The sequence below is a fragment of the Arthrobacter sp. 10N44_2 genome (genome assembly GCF_056394385.1).
This window is the reverse complement of the sequence record NZ_JBFTHT010000016.1, coordinates 54787-75923: the sequence shown is the minus strand read 5'-3', so window position 1 is coordinate 75923 and position 21137 is coordinate 54787. Positions and strand designations below refer to the sequence as shown.

The window sequence follows — 21137 nt, the reverse complement described above, 5'->3', positions numbered from 1 at the left end:
GGGCAGCCGCGGCGACCGTTTGGCGCCCGTTTGGCGCCCGTCAGACGATCGCTGAAATGCCCGTGATAGCCCGGCCGGTGACGAGGGTGTTGATTTCGTGCGTGCCCTCATAGGAGTAGATGGCTTCGGCGTCCGCAAAGACTTTGGCCATCTCGAAGTCCGTCACGATCCCGTTCCCGCCGAGGATACTCCGGCCCAGGGCCACGCTTTCGCGCATCCGCGCGGTGGTGAAGGCCTTGGCCAGCGCGGACTGCTCGTCCTTCGCCTCCCCCGCGTCCTCCAGCTGGGAAAGCCTCACCATCATGCCCATGGAGCTGACCGCATTACCGAGGATCTGCACGAGCTGGTGCTGGATCAGTTGGAAGGAGGCAATCGGACGGCCGAACTGGCTGCGTTCCACGGCGTAGCGCCGGGCGACGTCGAAGGCCGCGAGCTGCTGGCCCACCGCTTGCCAGGCCACGGCCAGGCGGGTGACTTTCAGGACCTTGTTGGTGTCGCGGAAGCTGTTGGCGTTGGCGAGCTTGAAGAACTCCGGCACCACAACGTTGTCGAGCGTGATGTCAGCGTTCTGCACCGTGCGCAGCGAGATCTTGTTCTCGATTTTCACGGCACTGTATCCCTCGGTCTTGGTGTCCACGAGGAACCCTTTGACCTGGTTGTCGTCGACATCGCGGGCGTAGATGACCACCCAGTCGGAGAAAGTCGCGTTGCCGATCCAGCGCTTGGCTCCATTGAGGATCCAGTTATCGCCGTCGCGCCGTGCCGTGGTGCGCGTACCGCCGGCGACGTCGGAGCCGCCCAGGGGTTCGGTGAGGCCGAAGGCGCCGATCTTCTTGAGCGAGTAGATCTCGGGAAGCCAAGCGTCCTGCTGCTCCTGGGAGGCAAGGGCTTCGATGGAGCCCGTGAAGAGCCCGTCGTGGACGCCCATGAACGTCGCGATCGACGTGTCGGCACGGGTGGCCTCCGCGTGCAGGATGCCTGCGAAGAGGTTCGAGTAGCCCTGCCTCCGGACGGGGCTGACCAGGTCGATTTCGGCGAGCTTCGGGATCAACTCCATGGGGAACTCCGCGCGATTCCAGCAATCGACGGCGATCGGCCGGACTTCGCGGGTGAGGAACTCGCGGACTTCGGCCAACCTGTCCTGCTCCTTGGCGCTGAGCAGCTGCTCGAACGCAAAGAAATCGCCATCGGCGTAGGGCAGGTTGTGGATGTCGATGGCAGCTTTGGACATGGTGTTCCTTCACTCGATCAGCGGGGACCAAAAGGGCGCGGGCTTCGCGCCGACAATATGTTACTGATCAGTAACTTATCTCAGTGTCGGGACGCCTGCAAGTGCCGGCCCAACGAAAACCCGACAAAAAGGGAGCCGCGGCCGACGTCGGACGTCAGCCACGGCTCCCGTGGTTGCGGACCCCGGATGAGGGGGCCGCCGCAGAAATGAAAGTAGGGCTACTCGGACTTGAACCGAGGACCTTAGGATTATGAGTCCCGCGCTCTAACCAGCTGAGCTATAGCCCCTTGCGCCCGGAGCCAGACCTGGCCCGCGGGGGCCGGATTGGTTCCGGGCAAAAATACTCTAGCAATAGTAGACGCATCACACGTGCATGCCGCCACCGGCAGGCGGCCTGCCGGTGCTGACCCGGGTGCTCTTGGACTGGACGCCGTGGAACCTGCGGCGTTCGGAGGGGCTGCAGTTCTGCCAGGCGGTGTGCCTAGAGGACCAGGTCGTCGTAGCTCGCGCCCCGGTAGATGTCCTCAAACGTCTGCAGCGTGCGCGCGATACCGTGGCTTTCCACCATTTCTCGGCTGGTCTTGCCCATCGCATCACGCTCGTGGTCGGGCAGCGAGAACACGCGCGTCAGCTTGGCCGCGAGGTCATCGCTGTCGTTGGGGATAAAGAGATAGCCATTTTCCCCGTCGCGGACCAGGTGCGGCAGCGCCATGGCGTCGGCCAGCAGGACTGGCGTGGACGCCGACATCGCCTCCAGGGTCACGAGGGACTGAAGTTCTGCCGTGCCGGGCATGCAGAACACATCGGCCGTGATGTAGGCCTTGCGAAGTTCGGCGTCACTGGCCAGGCCGAGGAACCTCACCCTGTCCTTCAGTCCGAGCCGGGCGACCTGCGCCTCCAGGGCAGGGCGGACTTCTCCGCCGCCGACGATTTCGAGGTGGATGTCCAGTTCTTTGGGCGTCTTGGCGACGGCATCGATCAGGACGTCCACGTGCTTCTCCTCCGCCAGCCGGCCGGCGAAGAGGACCGTGGGGCTGGCGTGGCGTTCCACCGTCTCGCCGGGATGCAGCTCGTAGGCTGCGGCGTCGATGCCGTTGGAAAGGGGCAGGACCTGGCGGAGGAAGGCGTGCTGGTGCATGGCTTTGGCGGCAAGCGGCGTGGGTGTGGTCACGACGTCGGCTTGGCCCATGACCTTGCCCATGTCCCGCCAGGAGATCCGGCCCACAATGTCTTTGAACCACTGCGGGAACGGCAGGAAGGGGTTCAGGTTTTCGGGCATGAAGTGGTTCGTCGCCACCACCCGGATGCCGCGCTTCACGGCCTCGTACAGGACGTGCTCGCCGATCATGTAGTGGCTCTGGATGTGCACCACGTCCGGCTGGATGCGGTCGAACAACAGCCCTATTTCCTTCTTGATCTCCCAGGGGAAGGTGACCCGGAAGTACTCGTGCGTGGGCACCGAGTGGGAGCGCAGGCGGTGGACGGTAGCCTCGTCGCTGAACTCGCTGTAGCTCGGGCCCTTGCCCGGGCGGCACGCCAGGACGTGGACATCGTGACCCCGGGCTGTCATGCCCTTGGCGAGGCGGTAGCCGAACTGGGCGGCGCCGTTGACGTGGGGCGGGTACGTGTCAGCGGCAATCAGGATGGTCAGCGGGGGCTGGTTGTCGGACGTGGTCACGTGAAGAGCTCCTGGTGGTCGCTGTGCGGACAGCTGGATCAATGGCGGCCGGCTGGCAGTCGGCACAGGCGCGCCGGGCCTGCAGCCGAAGTCTGGACTGACGCCCTAGGACCTGCCCGCTGCCTTCCGCGCGTCCTTCTTGCGCTTGGTGACTTCCGGGTGGTGCCTGGAGAGGGCTATGACTCCCACGATAGCAAGCAATGCGGCCGTCCCCATGGCAATAGCCGTCACGGGTTGGACATCCGGACGCAGTTCTCCCAGAATCACGATGCCAATCGCGATGCCCACGATGGGGTCGATCACCGTCAATCCGGCGATCACGAGGTCAGGCGGTCCGCTGGAGTAGGCGTTTTGGACAAACCACGATCCCAGAGCGCCTGCAGCAATAATCGCAACGACGCTGTACCACGGCACATTCAGCAGGAACTGCCCATTTGGATCGAGCAGATGCCTGCCAATGATGCGGGTCAGCACAGCAACGAAGCCGAACAGGACGCCGGCGCCGAGGATGTAGACGAAGGCGCTCATGCGGTGCCTGAACAGGACCGCGAGCGTGCCAAAGGCCGCAACCGCAATGGCCAGGAGCAACACGATCGTCAGCTCGTCCTCGCTGCTGACGTTGTGATTCTCCTGCGTGGCGGTGACGGCCAGCAGCACGAACAGCGCTGAGCCGGTCACGCAGAGCGAGATGGCCACGACGGTTGCCCGGTTCATGCTCAGGCCTTGGTCCTTGGTGTTGACCACGGTGGTGATGACCAGGGCGATCGCGCCGATCGGCTGCACCACCGTCAAGGGCGCCATGACGAGGGCAATCGCGTTCATTCCCATCCCGGCGCACAGCAGAAGAAACCCGAATACCCAGCGCGGGTTACGCACGAGCCGCAGCAGGCCGTGGGTGCTCAGCGCCAGGCCGCCGGTATCGGCCTTGACCGCACTGCCCTGGCGCTGTGCCCCAAACGCCAGGCAGAAGGCGCCGAGGACCGCAAGCAAAACCGCAACCCAGACCATCAGCGGGAGCCGCCGTCGTTGGCGCGAAGCTGCCTGCCCTTGCCGATGATGGCCCAGACGTAGTTGTAGGCCGCGATCCAGTGCCCCACGAGCCCCAATCCCAGGAAGATCCACGCGACCGTGGCATAGACGTCCGCCGCGGGCACCGGAAGCTTGGAGAGCACCAGCAGCGGCGTGCCCACCAGCAGCAGGCCCGTCCGGATCTTTCCGATGCGGCTCACCGGCAGATCCGGGTGGCCGTGGAAATAGAACACTGACAGAGCCAGCAGGACCGCGTCCGGGACCAGCAGCGCGGCGAGATACCACCACTCGACGACGCCTGCGATCACGAGGGTCACGGCGACGGCGATCAGGGAAAGCCTGTCCGCGATCGGGTCCATGACCCGTCCGAGGTTGGACATCTGATTGAAGCGGCGGGCGATGTAGCCGTCCACCCAGTCGGTACTGGCCATGACCGCGAGCACGACGGCACCGTAGCCGTACTTGTGCTCCGAGAGGACCAGCCAGATGAATAACGGAACACCAAGGAAGCGCACCACGGTCAGGACATTGGGAACCGTGAAGACCGCGTCGCGGTGGACGAGGGGCTGCCCGGGGCGGGCGCCGGCGCCGATGAACTTCATCGATTCCCCCTTTCCGTGGACGGCAACGGTTTGGCGTTTAGGTTCAGGGATCTGTCTAGCCCTTTATCAGCCTGCGTACCAGGACCGCGAGGGCGGCTCCAGAGGCGGCGAGCACAGCCAGGGGCTTCCAGCGCCGCTTGATCGTGTCGGCCAGGCCCTGGCCGTCAGCGGATGTGGCCGACCCCGCCGAGGATCGGGCTGAGGCGCGGAAGCCTGCGATCTTGTCGCTGAGCTGCTCCTTGCCGTCCTGGAGCCGGACCTGGGCGGCCGACAGAAGGGTTTGGGCCTGGGTCTTGACATCGAGTTCGCGGCCGAGGTCGTCGCGGACGCCGGTAAGGTGCGTGCGCCGCAGGTCCAGCCGGCGTCGGAGTTCAGCCTCTGTGGGCGGCGGCCCGAAGTCGGGCTTGGCGGCAGCCTTTGCTTCCTTTTCCGCCGTCGCCTTGGCTGCGGCGGCTTCCTTGGCGGCCTTCGCTGCTTTGTACTGCTCGGTGCTCGGATCCAGGATCCTGGCGTCGAAGGCGGAGCCTTCCTTGGCGATGCCGAGATCGTACTTGAGCCCCCGGATCGTCTCCTCGGGGACCAGTGGCATGAGCTTCTTGAACTTGTTCTGCCCGATAAGCGCCCCGATCGCGGCGATAATCAGGCAGACGGCGGAGACCAACAAGGCGGCGAGCCACGCGGGCATGATGGTGGCCAGTCCCATGATCGCTGCAATGAAGAGTCCGATCACCAGGAGTCCAACGAAGACAAGGGCGACGGCGAAGAAGGCACCGGCGACGCCGAGCTGGGTCCCCTTGCGTTTGATTTCGGCCTTGGCCAGGGCAATCTCGTCACTGAGTTGCCGGGGCGCCAGCTTGAAGATCATCTTCAGGGTTTGCGGCAGCGCGGAAATGCGCAACCCACCGCCTGTCCCGCCGCTGTGACGTCCGCTCATCGGTCCCGCCTAACTGGTGCCATCCGTCGATCCGCTCGCGCGGGCTTGCCGGGTCTGGACAGCTTCGCACAGACCCCGGTGTCAAAACTATCATTTAGGCTCTTGGGAGGCCTTTTCGGGCAAGGTGTGGCGCGCCCGCCCAGCCACCGGCCGGCCACCCCGGCGGGCCCTAGGATGGACCACTGTGAGCACACCCCACAATCCCGGTGATTCCCTGAGCCGCCGTCGTAAATTCCTCTACATCCTGACGCTCGGCGCTTTGACCGCCCTCGGGCCGTTCACGGTCGACCTCTACTTGCCCGCATTCCCGGCCCTGGAAGACAGCCTTGGCGTCTCCGCGGCCGCGGTGCAGCTGACGCTCACGGGGACGACCATCGGTTTCGCGCTGGGACAGCTGGTCGTGGGCCCGCTGAGCGACAAGTTCGGCCGGCGCCTGCCCCTGATCGTGGCGACAGCGGTCCACATCGCGGCGTCCCTGGGCGCAGCGCAGTCCACGGACATCGCCACGCTGGGTTTCTTCCGTGTCCTCATGGGTGTCGGGGCTGCAGGGGGCGGCGTGGTGGCCATGGCCATGGTCCGTGACCTGTTCAGCGGCTACGCGATGGTGCGGATGTTCGCGAGGATGGCCCTGGTCAACGGGCTGGCCCCGATCCTCGCCCCGGTCATCGGCTCCCAGCTGCTGTTGCTGATGCCCTGGCCCGGCATCTTCTTGTTCCTGGCCGCCTACGGGACCTGCGTCATCATCGCGGCCCTCTTCGTGATCCGGGAGACCCTGCCGCCGGAACTGCGCGGCAAAACCGGGATGACCATGGGCCAGCGTTACAAGGTGCTGTTCTCCGACCGGATCTTCGTAGGCCTGCTGCTGGTGGGCGGGATGAACTTCGCGGGCCTCTTCACCTACCTCTCCGCCTCGCCTTTCCTGTTCCAGAATGTCTACGGGTTCACGCCCCAGCAGTACGGCCTGCTCTTTGGTGTCAACTCGCTGGGCATCGTGGCAGGCGTGCAGACCAGTGCGCGGCTCATCAAGCGCGTCCCGCCGCAGTGGATCCTGGCTTGTTCCACGGCCTGGATGTTCATCATGGCCGTCCTGATTGTCGTCTTCGACCAGCTGGGGTTCGGGCTGTGGGGCGTCCTGGTGCCGCTGTGGTTCTACATCCTGGGCGCCGGTTTCACCTTCCCCACCGTGCAGGTCCTGGCCCTGGCCAAACACGGAGCGCAGGCCGGAACCGCGGCTTCACTTCTCGGCGCGGCGACCTTCTTGATGGCGGGCCTGGTCTCGCCGGTGGTCGGCTGGCTCGGCGTCAGCTCCGCAACCCCGATGGGCGCCGTCCAGGCCGTCTGCATCCTTCTGGCGGCCGCTGCACTGTGGCTGGTTGTTCGGCCCAGCACGGTGCCACCGATCCAGTAGCCGGGCCCTCCCCGGGGGGACATGCCCATTCTTCACGGCCTCCCCCACGGGACATGCCCATTCTTGGCGCACTCCCCCGCGGGACATGCCCATTCTTGGCGCCCGGGGCTGGACATATTGGCACTATGTCCATCCGCCAGGACCACCACTGGACATGTCCCCAAGGGCATCCCGCCAGCACTGAGCATGTCCCCCGGACAGCCCCAGTACAGCGAACACCGTGGCCCGACCCTGTGCCTGTGGCGCTGCCCAGCCGTACTCTGCACCCCTGCACACTTGTGCCTGTGCCTGTGGCGCTGCCCAGCCACACCTTGCACCCCTGCACCCCTGCACCCCTGCACCCCWGCACCCCTGAACCCCTGCACCAGTAAACCCGCACGCCCGCGCATTCCTGCGACCCTGCAGCTCTTGTCCTCTGGCCCGTCGCTCCGCCAACATGGCCTGCACTCTGGCCTCTGCCCTATGGCCCCGCCCAGCCGCCCACGCAGCCCTGTCCGTGGCCTGCAGCCCTTGCGCCCCCCTCGCGCCCTGTTCGACGTCCGCGCCGGGCGATAAAGTTATTTCATGCCCGACAGGCAGGATCACCAGCCCCTTCCGGCCACTTGGCAGCGGTGCGACGCCGGAATCCTGCCCCTGTGGTGGGATCGTTTGTGTGCTCAGACCAGTCCGCAGTCGGCGGCCCTGTTCGCCGCCGGCCTGTTCACCGAAGACCGCCGCCGCCCAATCGCCCAGTGGTACAACCCCGCATATGACTCCGCCCTCCTCGTGGCACCGGAATCTTCCCCGGAGTGGCCGGTGCAACGGTTCGGCATCTTTTATGCGCCCCCGGGCGGCGGATTCACCCAGGTGCACTCGGCGCCGCATGAATGGCACCCGCGGGAACCTCGGAAGTCCCCCACGGAACTGGAGGCCTTCCAGGCAGCGGTCGCCGAGGCCCAGCGCTTCCTCCAGGTGGAAATGTACTTCGTCTGAACCTCTACCTGAACTGCCCGCCACTGCGTTGCCCGGCGGAAAGCCCTGGCCATTGACGGGGCAACAAAAAAGAGGAAATAAAAAAGGTCCCGCGGCTGGTTTTCACCGGCCGCGGGACCTGTCCGCTCCTCCTGCTGGACTTGAACCAGCAACCCTTCGATTAACAGTCGAATGCTCTGCCAATTGAGCTAAGGAGGAATGAAGCAGGTACGACATTAGCAAAGGTTTTGCCGGTAGGGAAATCGGCCACGGGGCCAGCGCCAGCCAGTCGCGAAATACCCCTTCGGGTATAAAAAAGTCCCCGTTCCGGAACCCGGAACGGGGACTGCGCGCTCCTCCTGCTGGACTTGAACCAGCAACCCTTCGATTAACAGTCGAATGCTCTGCCAATTGAGCTAAGGAGGAATGAAGCGGGTATAAGCCTAGCAAACACCAGCCCGGGAAACGAAATCGGCGGCTCAGGCGTCCGAGCGCAGGGACCGCCGCTGCATCTCAAGTTGCATGAGTTCGCGATTCAGCCGCTGGAATTCCTCGGGGTCGGCCGAGGCGTCCAGACGCTGCAGCTGGCCCATCTTCTCGGCCTTGACGCGGGTGATCTGGAGCTCGAACAAGCGGGCGAGGATGTCCTTGCAGTAGCGCAGGACGCCTTCGGGGGTGTTGGCCGGCAGGGGCACCACGGAGAGCTCGGACACGAGCGGGCGAAGGGGCTCAGGGACCTCCTGCAGCAGCTGCTCGACCCAGCGCACCGGATCCCCCGAAGACCCGAGTCCGGTGGCCCGGATGGCCTCGTGGATGGCGAGATAGGCGGGTGTGGAGAACCGCGCCTCCGAGAAGCGCTGCCACGTCCCGCCCTCGAGCATGCCGGGTTCCTGCAGCGCGACCTCGAGCGCCTGGCGCTCCATCGCGGCCACGGGGTCCCGGGGATCGGGGCGGTTGAAGGACGGGAGTACGGCCGACGGCGGCAAGGGGGCAACGCCGGGCGCGGTTCCGGCAAAGCCGCGGCCGGACCCTGCATACCCCTGCCCGCCGCCCTGCCCGTGACTCTGGGCCTGGCCGCCGCCCGGTGGAGCCGATGCAGCCTGTGCAGCGCGTTTGGTCGCCGCGCCGACGGCCCTGCTGACCTCCTCGACCGGCATCCCCAGCCAGCCGGCGAGCTCCCGGGCATAGGCCGGCCGGATTCCGGCGTCGCGAATCTGCGCCACCACGGGCGCGGATTCACGCAGGGCCGCGATCCGGCCCTCGACCGTGTCCAGATTGTGCCGCTTCAGGGTGGCCCGGATGGCGAACTCAAACAGCGGGCGGCGGCTACCGATCAAATCCCGGACGGCGGAGTCGCCCTTGGACTGGCGCAGTTCGCAGGGGTCCGCGCCGTTGGGTTCGACCGCCACGAAGGTTTGTGCGACAAACCGCTGGTCCTCTTCGAAGGCGCGCAGGGCCGCCTTCTGCCCGGCGGCGTCGCCGTCGAACGTAAAGATGACCTCTCCCCCGCTGCCGTCGTCGGAGAGCAACCGGCGGGCGATCTTGATGTGCTCGGTGCCGAAGGCGGTCCCGCACGTGGCTACCGCCGTCGGAATGCCGGCCAGGTGGCAGGCCATGACGTCGGTGTAGCCTTCCACGACCACGAGCTGGCGGTCTTTGGCGATGTTGCGCTTGGCGAGGTCGATTCCGTAAAGGACCTGGGACTTCTTGTAGAGCGCGGTTTCAGGGGTGTTCAGGTACTTCGGGCCCTGATCGTCCTCGTAGAGCTTGCGGGCACCGAAGCCGATGGTGTCGCCGGCGATGTCCCGGATGGGCCAGATCAGCCGGCCGCGGAAACGGTCATAGATCCCCCGGCCGCCTTCAGAGAACATGCCGGTCAGCTTGAGTTCCGGGTCCGTGTAGCCGCGGCCGCGGAGGTGCTTGAGGAGCGAGTCCCAGCCCTGCGGCGCGTAGCCCACGCCGAACTGTTCGGCCGCCGCACGGTCGAAGCCACGCCCGTAGAGGAAGTTGCGGCCCTCAGCGGCGCCGGGGGTGAGCAGCTGGGCACGGAAGAACTCGTCGGCCACCTTGTGCGCGTCCAGCAGCCGCTGGCGCCGGCCGATGTCCTCCCGGTTGGGCCCGGAGCCGCCGTCCTCGTAGTGGAGCTCGAAGCCGATCCGGTGGGCCAGCTTCTCCACGGCCTCGTGGAAGGAGATGTGGTCCAGCTTTTGGACGAAGGAGATGACGTCGCCGTCCTCGCCGCAGCCAAAGCAGTGGTACCGGCCAACCTGGGGTCGAACGGTGAAAGATGGAGAACGCTCGTCGTGGAAGGGGCACAGACCCTTGTAGGACCCGAGCCCGGCTCCCTTGAGCGTCACGTAGCCATCGACGACTTCCTTGATGTCGGTGCGCTGGCGTACTTCATCGATGTCTTCGCGTTTGATCAGGCCGGCCACATTGCCATCCTAGTCCCCGGGTACGACGCCGACGGGCCGGCCATGGGGGCCCTCACCACAGCGACGGCAGGCTGCCCACGAGACGCTCGTACATGGCCAGCGCCGAGCCGTCCGTCAACGACGCGACCTGGTCGATGACGACACGCAGCCGCGCGGCGTCGTCGCCCGCGTCGAGCCAGTCGGCGGCGAACATCGGTTCCAGATGGCGGTCCCCCGTGGCGCTGAGCGCGGTGACGAGGGCATGCAGGACCTCACGCTGACGCTCGTAGATGGGCTGCCGGTGTTCGGTGGTCATCACGAAGGTGGTGGCCAGGCCCTTCATGACCGCGATTTCCATCACGGTTTCATCCGGAACGATCAGCTCCGCGTTGTAGCGGGTCAGGTTTTCCGGACCGTAGACCGTGCGGGTGGCCTCCAGCGCGCTCTGGCAGAAGCGGCCGATGAGCTGGCTGGTCATGTCCTTGAGCGCCGCCATGGCTTTGCGGCTGCCGTCGGCCTCGCGCACCCAGACATCCGTGGCCTCCAGCCGGGCCAGGGCGGCGTCGATCGCGGCGGGATCGTTGTGCGGCAGGTACCACTGCTTGGCGTAGCCGACGACGCGGGCGCGGTGGTCCGGGTTGTCCATCCAGCGCAGCTGGAAATGCCCTGCCACGATCGCGTCCTCGACGTCGTGCACCGAGTAGGAGATATCGTCCGCCAGGTCCATGACCTGCGCTTCGAGGCAGGACCGGCGTTCCGGGGCGCCGTCGCGGATCCAGTCGAAGATGGGGAGGTCGTCCTCGTAGGCACCGAACTTGCTGGTCCGCTCCCCGTGGATGACCGGGGCGTTTACCGCGGACCACGGGTATTTGGCGGCGGCATCGAGACTGGCCCGGGTCAGGTTCAAGCCGGCCGGCCGGCCGTCGGCGGCGAGGACCTTTGGCTCCAGCCGGGTCAGCAGCCGCAGCGTCTGGGCGTTGCCTTCGAAGCCGCCGATCCCGTGCGCCACCTCGTTGAGGGCGGCTTCGCCATTGTGGCCGAAAGGCGGGTGGCCGAGGTCGTGGCTGAGGCATGCGGTGTCCACGACGTCGGGGTCACAGCCCAGCGCACGGCCCAGTTCGCGGCCCACCTGGGCAACTTCGAGGCTGTGCGTGAGCCGGGTCCGGACGAAGTCGTCGGTATCCGGGGCCACCACCTGGGTCTTCGCGCCGAGCCGGCGCAGCGCCGAGGAGTGCAGGACCCTTGCACGGTCACGCTCGAAGTCCGAGCGGTAGGTGCTCTTGGGCGGCTCCTCGACCCAGCGGGCCCAGTCGCGGGAGGTATACCCGTCCAGGACGGGCGCGGTGGTCCGGGTCTCAGCCACCGGAGACATCCAGTTCGGCGAAGGAAATATCGCGGGTCTGGGCGTCATCCAGCGTCCGGTTCAGCAGCCAGTCCTTTGGCAGGGCCGGTTTTTTGGGCGAACCAGCGCGGCCGCGCGGACCCTCGGCGTCGCCTCCGGGATACGGCGAGTCGAGGTCCAGCTGGTCCAGGGTACCGCGCAGCACCTCCAGGCTGGTGACGAGCGCCAGCTTGGTCCGCAGTTCGCTGCCGACCACGTAGCCCTTGAAGTACCAGGCAATGTGCTTGCGGATTTCGCGCAGGGCTTTGCCCTCGTCCCCGAACGTTTCGACCATGAGCTCAGCGTGCCGGTACACGCTCTCGGCAACCTGGCGCAGGTCCGGCCGGTGCCGCTGGTCGCTGCCTTCGAACGCGGCCATGAGGTCGCCGAACAACCAGGGCCTGCCCTGGCAGCCACGGCCGACGACGACGCCGTCCACACCCGTTTCGCGGACCATCCGGACCGCGTCCTCCGCGGACCAGATATCTCCGTTGCCGAGAACGGGAATGTCCGGCAGGGCTTCGCGCAGCCGGGCGATGGCGGACCAGTCGGCCTGGCCGGAATAGAACTGGGCGGCCGTGCGGCCATGAAGGGCGACGGCTGCGACGCCGGAATCGCGGGCAATCCGGCCAGCATCGAGGTAGGTCAGGTGGTCCTCGTCGATGCCCTTGCGCATCTTGATGGTCAACGGGACATTGCCCTTGGAGGCTTCCTTCACCGCGGTCTGGACGATGGAGGTGAAGAGGTCGATCTTCCACGGCAAGGCCGATCCGCCGCCGCGCCGGGTGACCTTGGGCACGGGGCAGCCGAAGTTGAGGTCGATGTGGTCCGCCCGGTCCTCCTCCACCAGCATCCGGACGGCCTGGCCGACGGTGACGGGGTCCACGCCGTACAGCTGGACGGAACGGACTTTTTCGTCGTCGTCGTGCGAAATGATGCGCAGCGACTCCGGCGTGCGCTCGACGAGGGCGCGCGAGGTGACCATCTCCGCCACGTACAGGCCGCCGCCGTATTCACGGCACAGTCTGCGGAAGGCGGAGTTGGTGATGCCCGCCATGGGAGCCAGGATCACGGGGGTGTCCACCGTGATCGGGCCCAGCTTCAGGGGCGGGAGTTCCAGCTTGGGGGCGGGAGGGGTTGCTACAACAGTCACCCGACCATTGTCTCAAAGACGGGCAAATCGGCCCGGTCCCGCTCCGGCTATGTGGAAATCTTCCCGATCTGGCGGCGTTCGGGGTGCCTGCAGATTCCTCGTCAGCCCCGCAGTGCGGCCCGCCGCCCGCGGCGCGTGGCAGCACCGGCGCCGTCGGACCCGCCCGGGTCGGACCCGCCCCAATCCGGGGCGGCCCCATCCGGCGCGATCCGGTCCGACGCGGGCCCTACCGGCCTGCCCCGATCCGACGGAGTCCGTTCCGACGCGGGCCCTGCCACCGCACCACCCCTGATGCCGGTGGCCTTGACCACCAGCACGGCGATGAGGGTGGTGACCGGCACGGCCAGGACGAGGCCCACGGAGCCGACGAGGGTGCGGATGACTTCCTCGGAGAGTTCGGCGCTGGTCAGGGCGTCCCCGAGCGGCCGCTCGTAGAGCATGACCAGGATCAGCACCGGCAGGGCCGCGCCGGCGTAGGCAAACGCGATGGTGTAGACGGTGGAGGCGATGTGGTCCCGGCCGATCCGCATGGCGGACGTGAAGAGCTGCCGGGCGCTGGTTTCGGGGGCGAGTTCCCACAGTTCCCAGACGGCCGAGGACTGCGTGATGGTGACGTCGTTGAGCACGCCCAGCCCGGAAATGATCAGTCCGCACAGGATGATGCCGGAGATTGAGATGTTGTCCGAGATGTTGGTCAGGGTGGCAGCGTCGTGGCTGCCCACACCGGCGAGGTTGGCGGCGTCGGTGGCCCAGGCCGCCAGCAGCGCCGTAATAGCGAGGCCGAACATCGTCCCGAGCAGCGCCGTCGACGTGCGGGCGGAGAAGCCGTGGGCGAAGTAGAGCACCCCGATCATGATCACCGTGGATCCCACGAGAGCCAGCAGCAGCGGCGGCTTGCCCTCGACCAGCCCGGGCAGCATGAACGAGACAAGCACAACGTACGCGCCGACAAGCCCGATCAGGGCCCGCAGTCCGCGCCAGCGCGCCACGGCGATCACCACGACGGCGTAGAGCACGGCCAGGAAGATGATGGGCAGGGTCCGGACAAAGTCGACGAAGACATAGGCCGGCGCGCCCTGGCCCGCGGCGTCCTGCACCTTCGAGAGGTTCAGGTAGCGGATCCCGTCCCCGGGCTTCACGCCGTGGGACTTCGCGACGTCAGGGTTGATGACCACTTTCACCGGGTTGCCGCCCTTGTCCGGCTCAGTGTATGCGAACGTGCATTGAGAGCCCTCGTTCGGCGGCTGCGGCGCGGCGCCGGAACCGGAGGTGCCCTGCTGGGCGGCGTCACCGCCGGCCTGGATATCCGAACAGCTGCCGACGACGACCCGCTGGATCTTGCCGGTGTCAAACGTCACCCCCGGGGCCGCCGCGTACGGGCTGGCCAGCGTGATGCCTTCCTTGCTTCCCGACGGCCACATGAAGGCCATGGCCGCCAGGGTCAGCAGCGTCAGCGGGATCAGGATGGCAGCCAGGATCCAGTTGGCCTTCTTCCGCGCAGCCAACATTTGAGGCGTCGGCTCCGGATGTTCGTTGTGGGAGTGCGAGTGTCCGGCGCCCATCAGCAGTTCACCCTCATGCCGAAAACTTTACGGCGTGGGCGGTTCCGCTCAGGACCGATGACGCCGCGCTTACACCGGCGCGATGTTCTGGTTGACGTGGAAGAGGTTCTGCGGATCGTATTTGGCTTTGACCTCCCTCAGCCGCTTGTAGTTCTCCCCGTAGTTCTCCGCAACCCTGGGCAGATCATCGCCATCCATGAAGTTGATGTAGCCGCCGGGGGCAGAATAGGGCCGCAGGGCGGCCGCGTAGTCCCTCACCCACGCGATGTTTGCCTCGTTTTCCGCGGGGTCCATCCACTGCGCCGCGATCACGGGCGAAAACTTCACGTTCCGGTTGGCGAACGCCGTGTCCGTCGCGCCCACCCGCTGGACCGCACCATCGATGGGGTAGATGTGTACCGCGGTCTGCACGCTGGGGACCTTGCTGCCGTGTTCGATGTGCGCCGCGATGGCACCGTCGTTCAGTTCCGCCAGAAAATCCGCTTTCCAGTAGGCCTGCATGCCAGGGGGCTGCAGCGGGTCGAAGGCCGAGTTCAAGGCGGGGTACGGCATTGGTCCCACCATGGATCCCGCCGCCGGCGCGGCGTCCAGGAACGGCTGCCAGCGTGCCGGACCTTCCGCCGGATCACCGGTCCACATGCCGACGATGACGCACACCGGTTTGCCATGCCATTCCTCGGGCAGGAACGGAACAGGAGGACCCTGGTGGAAGCCCAGGAACGCGCCAAACTCTTCAGGGGCGGTAGCCATGTAGTCCCGGTAAAACCGCGCCACCGTCTCGGCATGCTCGATGGGGTAAATGATGATGCCGGCGTGGACCATGTCCACGGGGTGCATCCGGTATTCGAACGACGTCACGACGCCGAAGTTCCCGCCGCCGCCGCGCAACGCCCAGAACAGGTCCTCGTTCTCGCTTTCGCTGGCGGTAAGGAATTTTCCCTCGGCCGTGACGACGTCGGCAGAGAGGAGGTTGTCGCAGCTGAGGCCATACTTGCGGCTCAGGTATCCAATGCCGCCGCCGAGGGTCAACCCGGCGATACCGGTCGAGCCGACAATGCCGCCGGGAGTTGCCAGCCCGAAGGCATGGGTCGCGTGGTTGAAGTCGGCCCACGTCGCACCCGGCTCCGCGCGCGCCGTCGCGGCTGCCGGATTAACCCGGACGCCGGTCATGTTGGAGAAATCGATGACCAGGGCGTCATCCCACGTGCCAAAGCCCGGGGCACTGTGTCCTCCACCACGGACCGCCAGGTCCAGGGAGTTGTCCCGGGCGAAGTTGACGCAGGAGATGACATCGGCCACCTGGGATACCTGGGCCACCGCTGCCGGCCTCTTATCGATCATGCCGTTGAAGACTGCCCGTGCCGCGTCGTAGCCGGCGTCGCCGGGCGTGATGATCTGCCCGCGGACTTGCCCGCGCAGGCTATCGAACTGTGTTCCGTTCATTTTGTATACCGTCGATTTCGTCGTGAGATTCGACCGGACGGTTCTCTGCGCTCCCAGCCGGCGTGGCGCCCGGAGGTTTACCTGCTCATGCCTACTCTTCCCGCATTTCCCCGTCAAGGGCGCCAGCAAATGCACGCCTGCCGGCCGCACCCATCACCGGGGGCGCCGGCTCCGAATCCACACTAGGGACCACCGGCCTTGACGGGAGGGGGCCGCAACCTATGGTTGGTAATTGACGGACGAAGGACCGGAAGGACACAGACGTGGCAATGCGCAAACTCGACGACCGCGAGCCGGAGGCGGGCCGTTCCGGGCCCGTCGCCAAAGCCGTGCTGACCATCGCCGAAGCCGCCGGGGAGACCCACGGAGTCGTGTTGATCCTGCACGGCGGGCGGGCGGACAGTTTTGACGCAGTCCGCGGCCGGCACCTGAGTCCGGCCCGGATGGTGCCCTTCGCCCGGGCGCTGCACAGACAGGGCGGCCCGCACGGGCTGGCCGTGTGGACCCTGCGCAACCGCTACCGCGGCTGGAACGGGGAGGACATGTCCCCCGTTCACGATGCCCGCTGGGCGCTCGCCCGGATCAGCCAGGAACATCCCGGCGTGCCGGTGTACCTGCTGGGCCACTCCATGGGCGGTCTCACGGCGCTGTGCGTGGCCGACGACCCGCAGGTCGAAGCCGTCGTCGCGCTCGCGCCGTGGGTGAACCACAAGACTTCGGTCCAGCCTGTAGCGGGCCGCCGCGTCCTGATCGTCCACGGGACGGAGGACCGCTGGACCAGCCCGGCGAACTCACTGGACTACGCCCGGCGCGCCGAGGGCGTCGCCGCGTCCGTTGACTACGTCTCGCTCAAGGAAGCCGGCCATTTCATGATCCGCCGGCTGGCACTGTGGAACGTGCTGGCGAACGGTTTCGTCCTGGACGCTTTCGGCGAGGCAACGGAGGCCGATGTTTCCGGCGCCAGGGACGCATTGCGCAGCGCCCTCGGCGGAGCCCCGCCGGCCGCCGGAACGCGTATGCCGGTGGTGTTGTGATGCCGCCGTTCCCGCTCGATGCCTTCCTTGGAAGCCTGCCCTGGGTCATCGCGGGACTCGTGGTGCTGCTCGGGGTGACTTTCGCGGTTGCCGTGCGGCAGAACCGGCACTCCGTCATCGACACCGTCTGGGGTCTGGGCTTCGTGGTGGTGGCCGGCATCTCCTGGGTGCTTTCGGCCGGATACGGCGACGCCGGCAGGCGGCTGCTGCTGCTAGCCCTGGTCGCCGTGTGGGGCATCCGCCTCGCCGTCCACATCGGGGCACGCGCACGCGGCGGCCACGAGGACCCGCGCTACGTGGACATGCTCGCCGGAGCGCCCGGATCACGCCACGTCTATGCCCTGCGGCGGGTCTACCTGCCCCAGGGGCTGGTGATGTTCTTCGTCTCGCTCACTATCCAGGTCGGCATGTTCGCCACGGGAAGCCTGGGCTGGCTGGCGTTCGCCGGCGTCCTGCTCTGGATCCTTGGCTTCGTGTTCGAGACGGTCGGCGACTGGCAGCTGACGCAGTTCAAATCCGATCCCGCCAGGCGCGGCACCGTCCTCAACACCGGCCTGTGGCGCTACACCCGCCACCCCAACTATTTCGGCGACGCCGCCGTCTGGGCAGGGCTGTTCCTGGTGGCGGCCGATTCCTGGCCGGGTGTCCTGACCGTTCTCTCCCCCGCCCTGATGATCTGGACGCTCGCCGGCAAGACAGGGAAGCCGCTGACGGAAAAGGCAATGTCCGCGCGTCCCGGGTACAAGGAATACATCGACTCCACCTCCGGCTTCCTGCCCTGGCCGCCCCGGCGGCGGGTGGGCGGACACTGACGTGCGCGGCCCGGCAGGTGCCCGGCACGGGCTGGGCTGGCGGCCCGTGAAGTGGCGGCCGGAGCCCAGCGACCGGTTCTACCGTTTCATTGTCCGCACCGGGCTGGCGCTGCGCTGGCTGTTCCGGATCCGCGTCCTCGTCACGGGGCGGGAGCACCTGCCCCAGCCCGGGCCGCCCACTGCCTCAACCCGAAGCGCATCAACCCGCCTCCCGTCCCGCCCGGTGGTGCCCGGCCAGGGCGCCGTGGTCGCGATCACGCACTTCGGCTACCTCGACTTTGCCTTTGCCGAGATGCTGCTGTGGTGGCACAACCGGGCCCAACTGCGTTTCCTCATCACGCAGGGCGCCGCCGACCACTGGTTTGCCGGCCCCGCGGTCAGCGCCGCCGGGCATGTGGTGGTCGGGTACGGATCGGGAGCACACGCTTACGACGCCGCCGTAGCCCGGCTGAGGGAGGGCGAATACGTCGCCGTCCTGCCCGAGGCCGGCGTGAGCCGAAGCTTCACGGTGCGCGAATGCAAGACCGGTGCGGTGCGGATGGCCTCCGAGGCCGGCGTGCCGATCATCCCGGTCTCCATCTGGGGCGCCCACCGGCTGATGACCCGCCACCATGCCTTCTCGCCGCGGCGCGCCTGGCGCGCCCCGGTCCGCATCCACGTCGGCGAGCCGATCCTTCCGGGCTCGCTCCCGGACCCGTCCGACGACGCCCGGACCGCGACCGCGCGCCTGGCCAAGACCCTGCAGGACGGGATCGACGCCGGCATCGCCGACTTCCCCCTGCGACCGGCCCCCGGGGCCTGGTGGATGCCGGCCGGTCTCGGCGGCGGCGCCCCGACTGAGGAGGAAAGACGCCGGCTCGACGAGGCCGACGGCCCCCGGCGCGCAGGTGCCAAGCGCCGATAAGTCCTACTTCCGCCATCGTCTTGACTAAACTCCATGGGGTACAAAAAGCACTCAATGGAGAGGGACACCTGTGGCAAGCACAGTCGTGACCAAGAGCGGAACCGAAGAACGCGGTCTCGCACGGATAGCCCAACGAATGGCGGCGTGGACGGAGCGGTGGTTCCCGGACGCCTACATCTTCGCCCTCGCCGGCGTCGTCATCATCGCGGTGGCCGCACTCGCCATCGGCGCCACGCCCCAGGCAATCGCCGACTCGTTCGGCAACGGCTTCTGGGACCTGACGGCCTTTACCCTGCAGATGGCCATGGTGGTCCTCACCGGCTACGTCGTGGCCACCTCCCCGCCCGTGGCGGGACTGATCAACAGGCTGGCGCTCGTGCCGTCAACGGCGCGGACCGCGGTGAGCTTCGTGGCCGTGCTCGCCATGTCCGTGTCCTTCCTCAACTGGGGGCTCAGCCTGATCTTCGGCGGGCTGCTGGCCCGCGCGATTGCCCGCCGCAAGGACCTGACGGTGGATTACCGTGCCTTGGGCGCGGCGGCGTTCATGGGCCTCGGCGCCGTCTGGGCCCTGGGGCTGTCCTCCTCTGCCGCGCAGCTGCAGGCCACGGCCGCTTCGCTGCCGCCGGCGCTGCTGAAGATCACGGGCATCCTGGACTTCGGCACCACGATCTTTACCTGGCAGTCGCTGCTGACGCTGGCCATCCTGATGGCCCTGACCACCGTGATTGCGCACTTCTCCGCACCCCAGGGCGGCTCGATCCGCACCGCAGAGGACCTGGGTGTGGACCTGGACGACGAGCCGGCCGAGTCCGCGCCGCGTTCCCGGCCGGGCGAATGGCTCGAATACAGCCGGGTCCTGCCGATCCTGGCGGGCGTCCTCACGCTCGGCTGGCTCGCCTCGCAGTTCCTCACCAAGCCGTTCCTCAGCGTGGTCAGCAGCCTCAACGGCTACCTGCTGGTGTTCCTCATCCTGGGCCTGGTCCTGCACGGGACGCCGCGGAACTTCCTGCAGGCCGTGACGAAGGCCGTCCCGGCCACCGCGGGCATCCTCGTGCAGTTCCCGCTGTATGCGGCGATGGCGGCCATCCTGACCAAGGCCACGGGAACCGGTGGCATGAGCCTCTCCACCCACCTCGCGGCGTTCTTCTCGGACATCGGCAGCGGCGGCGGCTTCGCCGTCGTCATTGCCCTGTACACGGCTGTACTCGGCATCCTGGTCCCCTCCGGAGGCGGAAAATGGCTGGTGGAGGCGCCCTACGTGATGCAGTCGGCCACCGATGTGCAGATGAACCTCGGCTGGACCGTGCAGATCTACAACATCGCCGAGGCGCTGCCGAACCTGGTCAACCCGTTCTTCATGCTGCCGCTGCTCGCGGTGCTGCGGCTGCGCGCCCGGGACCTGGTGGGCTTCACCTTCCTGCAGTTCGTCTTCCACCTGCCGGTGGTCCTGCTGCTCGTCTGGCTGCTGGGCATGACCTTCGACTTCGTGCCGCCGGTGATGCCCAAATAGCTGCTTTAAGGCAAACTGACCCGCAGCCGTGGCCGTTATCAAGCTTTATACGGCTACAGCTGCGGGTCAGTCGGGTTAAGGCCTAGGCCGGGTCGGAGACGACGAGCGTTTCCGAGCCCTGGACATGGGCCTTGCCGCTCTCGAGCAGCGGTTCGACGACGGTGCGCAGGGCGGTCATTGCGTCGTCCAGTTCGAGCATCACCGGGTGCTGGTAAGCGATCAGGGCCAACAGGTCCCGGACGGCGGCCTTGGCCTCGTCCGCGCCAAGCTTGGGCTCGTGCCCGAGGAACACCTCAGTTGGCTCAGTGGTCGAGGCCGCGCCGGCATCGGCGCCGCCGTCGGCTCCCGGAATTCCCTGGGCGTAGCTGACGGCGAACCCCTCCAGCCGGCCCTTGCGGCTGGCCGCGATGCCGTGTCCGAAGGCGCTGGCCTTGGGCGCCCGCAGCACGATCGCTCCGTGGGCGCCGCTGAGGTCATCGAGGAACAGGCGCTGCACCGCGGCGACGCTCAGCTCCCCCGGGCTGTCCCAGCCGTGCACGGCGGTGTAGTAGCGTCCCACGACGTCGCTGAGCTCCACCGAGCCCGTGGCCAGGTCTTCGACCTGGTCGGTGGCCGCGGACTCCGAACCGTCGCCGAACACCGGCAGCTTGAGCGGAGCCGGGTCAACGACGACGAGGCGGGAACGCTGGATCGGGGCCAGGCCCGCGGCCTCGGCAAACGCCGCACCGGGGGTGCCCGGCTCCACTTTGCAGCGCAGTCTGGACACGCCCGACGGCGCCTGGGCGGCCTCGTGCCGCAGCATGGTCAGCAGCGTGGACCCGAGGCCGGCGCGGCGGTGGTCCCGGGCGACCTCGACATACGCCCAGAGCCGTTCAGGGTGCAGCGAGGCCTCGTGGACCACGGCGGCCGCCACCGGAATGGCGACACCGTCCACAACGTCCTCGGCCACGATGCAGCGGCGCCACGGGGAATTGCCCGAGGGCGACAGCGTCCCGCGGAACTGTCCGGCCTGGACGGTCTCAGGGCCGCCCCAGATTTCCAGCAGCGCGAGGTCGTCGCCTTCCCGCCATTCCCGGTATGCGATGGCCATG

At 67.2% G+C, this 21137-nt stretch carries 17 protein-coding genes and 3 tRNA genes; 6 read left to right on the top strand and 14 right to left on the bottom strand.

Annotation, left to right across the window (positions count from 1 at the left end; all coding sequences use genetic code 11):
* Positions 1 to 40: 40 nt before the first annotated feature.
* The 6 genes from AC1DBX_RS16125 to AC1DBX_RS16100 all read right to left on the bottom strand — a co-directional run bounded on the left by AC1DBX_RS16125 (position 41) and on the right by AC1DBX_RS16100 (position 5474).
* Complete coding sequence (locus tag AC1DBX_RS16125) at positions 41 to 1231, bottom strand: acyl-CoA dehydrogenase family protein (protein ID WP_223914058.1); 1191 nt, start codon at positions 1229 to 1231, stop codon at positions 41 to 43.
* Positions 1232 to 1444: 213 nt separating this feature from the next.
* A tRNA-Ile gene (locus AC1DBX_RS16120) sits at positions 1445 to 1518 on the bottom strand.
* A 194-nt stretch (positions 1519 to 1712) separates the two neighbouring features.
* Positions 1713 to 2909: a glycosyltransferase gene (locus AC1DBX_RS16115; RefSeq protein ID WP_476859073.1), complete on the bottom strand. Its 1197-nt coding sequence runs from the start codon at positions 2907 to 2909 to the stop codon at positions 1713 to 1715.
* A 105-nt stretch (positions 2910 to 3014) separates the two neighbouring features.
* Positions 3015 to 3917, bottom strand: a complete 903-nt coding sequence (locus AC1DBX_RS16110; protein ID WP_223914060.1) for a DMT family transporter — start codon at positions 3915 to 3917, stop codon at positions 3015 to 3017.
* Complete coding sequence (locus tag AC1DBX_RS16105) at positions 3917 to 4540, bottom strand: CDP-alcohol phosphatidyltransferase family protein (protein ID WP_223914061.1); 624 nt, start codon at positions 4538 to 4540, stop codon at positions 3917 to 3919. Before AC1DBX_RS16105 ends, AC1DBX_RS16110 begins: the two co-directional genes overlap by 1 nt.
* A 55-nt stretch (positions 4541 to 4595) precedes the next feature.
* Complete coding sequence (locus AC1DBX_RS16100; protein WP_476849387.1) at positions 4596 to 5474, bottom strand: phage holin family protein; 879 nt, start codon at positions 5472 to 5474, stop codon at positions 4596 to 4598.
* A 184-nt stretch (positions 5475 to 5658) separates the two neighbouring features.
* On the opposite strand from AC1DBX_RS16100, the gene AC1DBX_RS16095 reads away from it, so the two are divergent.
* Both AC1DBX_RS16095 and AC1DBX_RS16090 read left to right on the top strand, forming a co-directional pair.
* Positions 5659 to 6882, top strand: coding sequence for a multidrug effflux MFS transporter (locus AC1DBX_RS16095; protein ID WP_476932215.1), 1224 nt, complete (start codon positions 5659 to 5661; stop codon positions 6880 to 6882).
* 564 nt (positions 6883 to 7446) lie between these two features.
* Positions 7447 to 7854 (top strand): hypothetical protein, encoded by a 408-nt coding sequence (locus AC1DBX_RS16090; RefSeq protein WP_476849386.1) that lies wholly within the window; start codon positions 7447 to 7449, stop codon positions 7852 to 7854.
* Positions 7855 to 7979: 125 nt separating this feature from the next.
* On the opposite strand, the gene AC1DBX_RS16085 is transcribed toward AC1DBX_RS16090, so the two are convergent.
* From AC1DBX_RS16085 to AC1DBX_RS16055, 7 genes are all read right to left on the bottom strand, one after another.
* Positions 7980 to 8052 (bottom strand) — tRNA-Asn (locus AC1DBX_RS16085).
* A gap of 134 nt (positions 8053 to 8186) precedes the next feature.
* Positions 8187 to 8259, bottom strand: a tRNA-Asn gene (locus tag AC1DBX_RS16080).
* A gap of 53 nt (positions 8260 to 8312) precedes the next feature.
* A complete protein-coding gene (gene dnaG, locus AC1DBX_RS16075) occupies positions 8313 to 10268 on the bottom strand; it encodes a DNA primase (protein WP_476932214.1) in 1956 nt (651 codons plus the stop codon).
* Positions 10269 to 10320: 52 nt separating this feature from the next.
* A complete protein-coding gene (locus AC1DBX_RS16070; protein WP_230009400.1) occupies positions 10321 to 11619 on the bottom strand; it encodes a deoxyguanosinetriphosphate triphosphohydrolase in 1299 nt (432 codons plus the stop codon).
* The gene (gene dusB / locus AC1DBX_RS16065; RefSeq protein WP_018774562.1) at positions 11603 to 12781 is read right to left on the bottom strand and encodes a tRNA dihydrouridine synthase DusB; all 1179 of its coding nucleotides are present in this window, start codon (positions 12779 to 12781) and stop codon (positions 11603 to 11605) included. The genes AC1DBX_RS16070 and dusB overlap by 17 nt, the downstream gene beginning before the upstream one ends.
* Positions 12782 to 12882: 101 nt before the next feature.
* The gene (locus AC1DBX_RS16060; protein ID WP_476932213.1) at positions 12883 to 14343 is read right to left on the bottom strand and encodes a YibE/F family protein; all 1461 of its coding nucleotides are present in this window, start codon (positions 14341 to 14343) and stop codon (positions 12883 to 12885) included.
* A 69-nt stretch (positions 14344 to 14412) separates the two neighbouring features.
* On the bottom strand, positions 14413 to 15786 hold the full coding sequence (locus AC1DBX_RS16055) for an FAD-binding oxidoreductase (RefSeq protein ID WP_476872758.1): 1374 nt from the start codon (positions 15784 to 15786) through the stop codon (positions 14413 to 14415).
* Positions 15787 to 16055: 269 nt separating this feature from the next.
* On the opposite strand from AC1DBX_RS16055, the gene AC1DBX_RS16050 reads away from it, so the two are divergent.
* The 4 genes from AC1DBX_RS16050 (at position 16056) to AC1DBX_RS16035 (ending at position 20046) form a co-directional block, all read left to right on the top strand.
* On the top strand, positions 16056 to 16820 hold the full coding sequence (locus AC1DBX_RS16050; RefSeq protein WP_476932219.1) for an alpha/beta hydrolase: 765 nt from the start codon (positions 16056 to 16058) through the stop codon (positions 16818 to 16820).
* A complete protein-coding gene (locus tag AC1DBX_RS16045; RefSeq protein WP_230008912.1) occupies positions 16820 to 17632 on the top strand; it encodes a DUF1295 domain-containing protein in 813 nt (270 codons plus the stop codon). Before AC1DBX_RS16050 ends, AC1DBX_RS16045 begins: the two co-directional genes overlap by 1 nt.
* Before the next feature lie 46 nt (positions 17633 to 17678).
* Positions 17679 to 18536 carry a lysophospholipid acyltransferase family protein gene (locus tag AC1DBX_RS16040; RefSeq protein ID WP_476932218.1) on the top strand — a complete coding sequence of 286 codons (858 nt, stop codon included), beginning with the start codon at positions 17679 to 17681 and terminating at the stop codon, positions 18534 to 18536.
* Positions 18537 to 18606: 70 nt separating this feature from the next.
* The gene (locus AC1DBX_RS16035; RefSeq protein WP_476932212.1) at positions 18607 to 20046 is read left to right on the top strand and encodes a short-chain fatty acid transporter; all 1440 of its coding nucleotides are present in this window, start codon (positions 18607 to 18609) and stop codon (positions 20044 to 20046) included.
* A gap of 82 nt (positions 20047 to 20128) precedes the next feature.
* Here the strand turns inward: AC1DBX_RS16035 and AC1DBX_RS16030 are convergent, their stop codons facing one another.
* Positions 20129 to 21136, bottom strand: coding sequence for a GNAT family N-acetyltransferase (locus AC1DBX_RS16030; RefSeq protein WP_476849380.1), 1008 nt, complete (start codon positions 21134 to 21136; stop codon positions 20129 to 20131).
* Position 21137 lies beyond the last annotated feature (1 nt).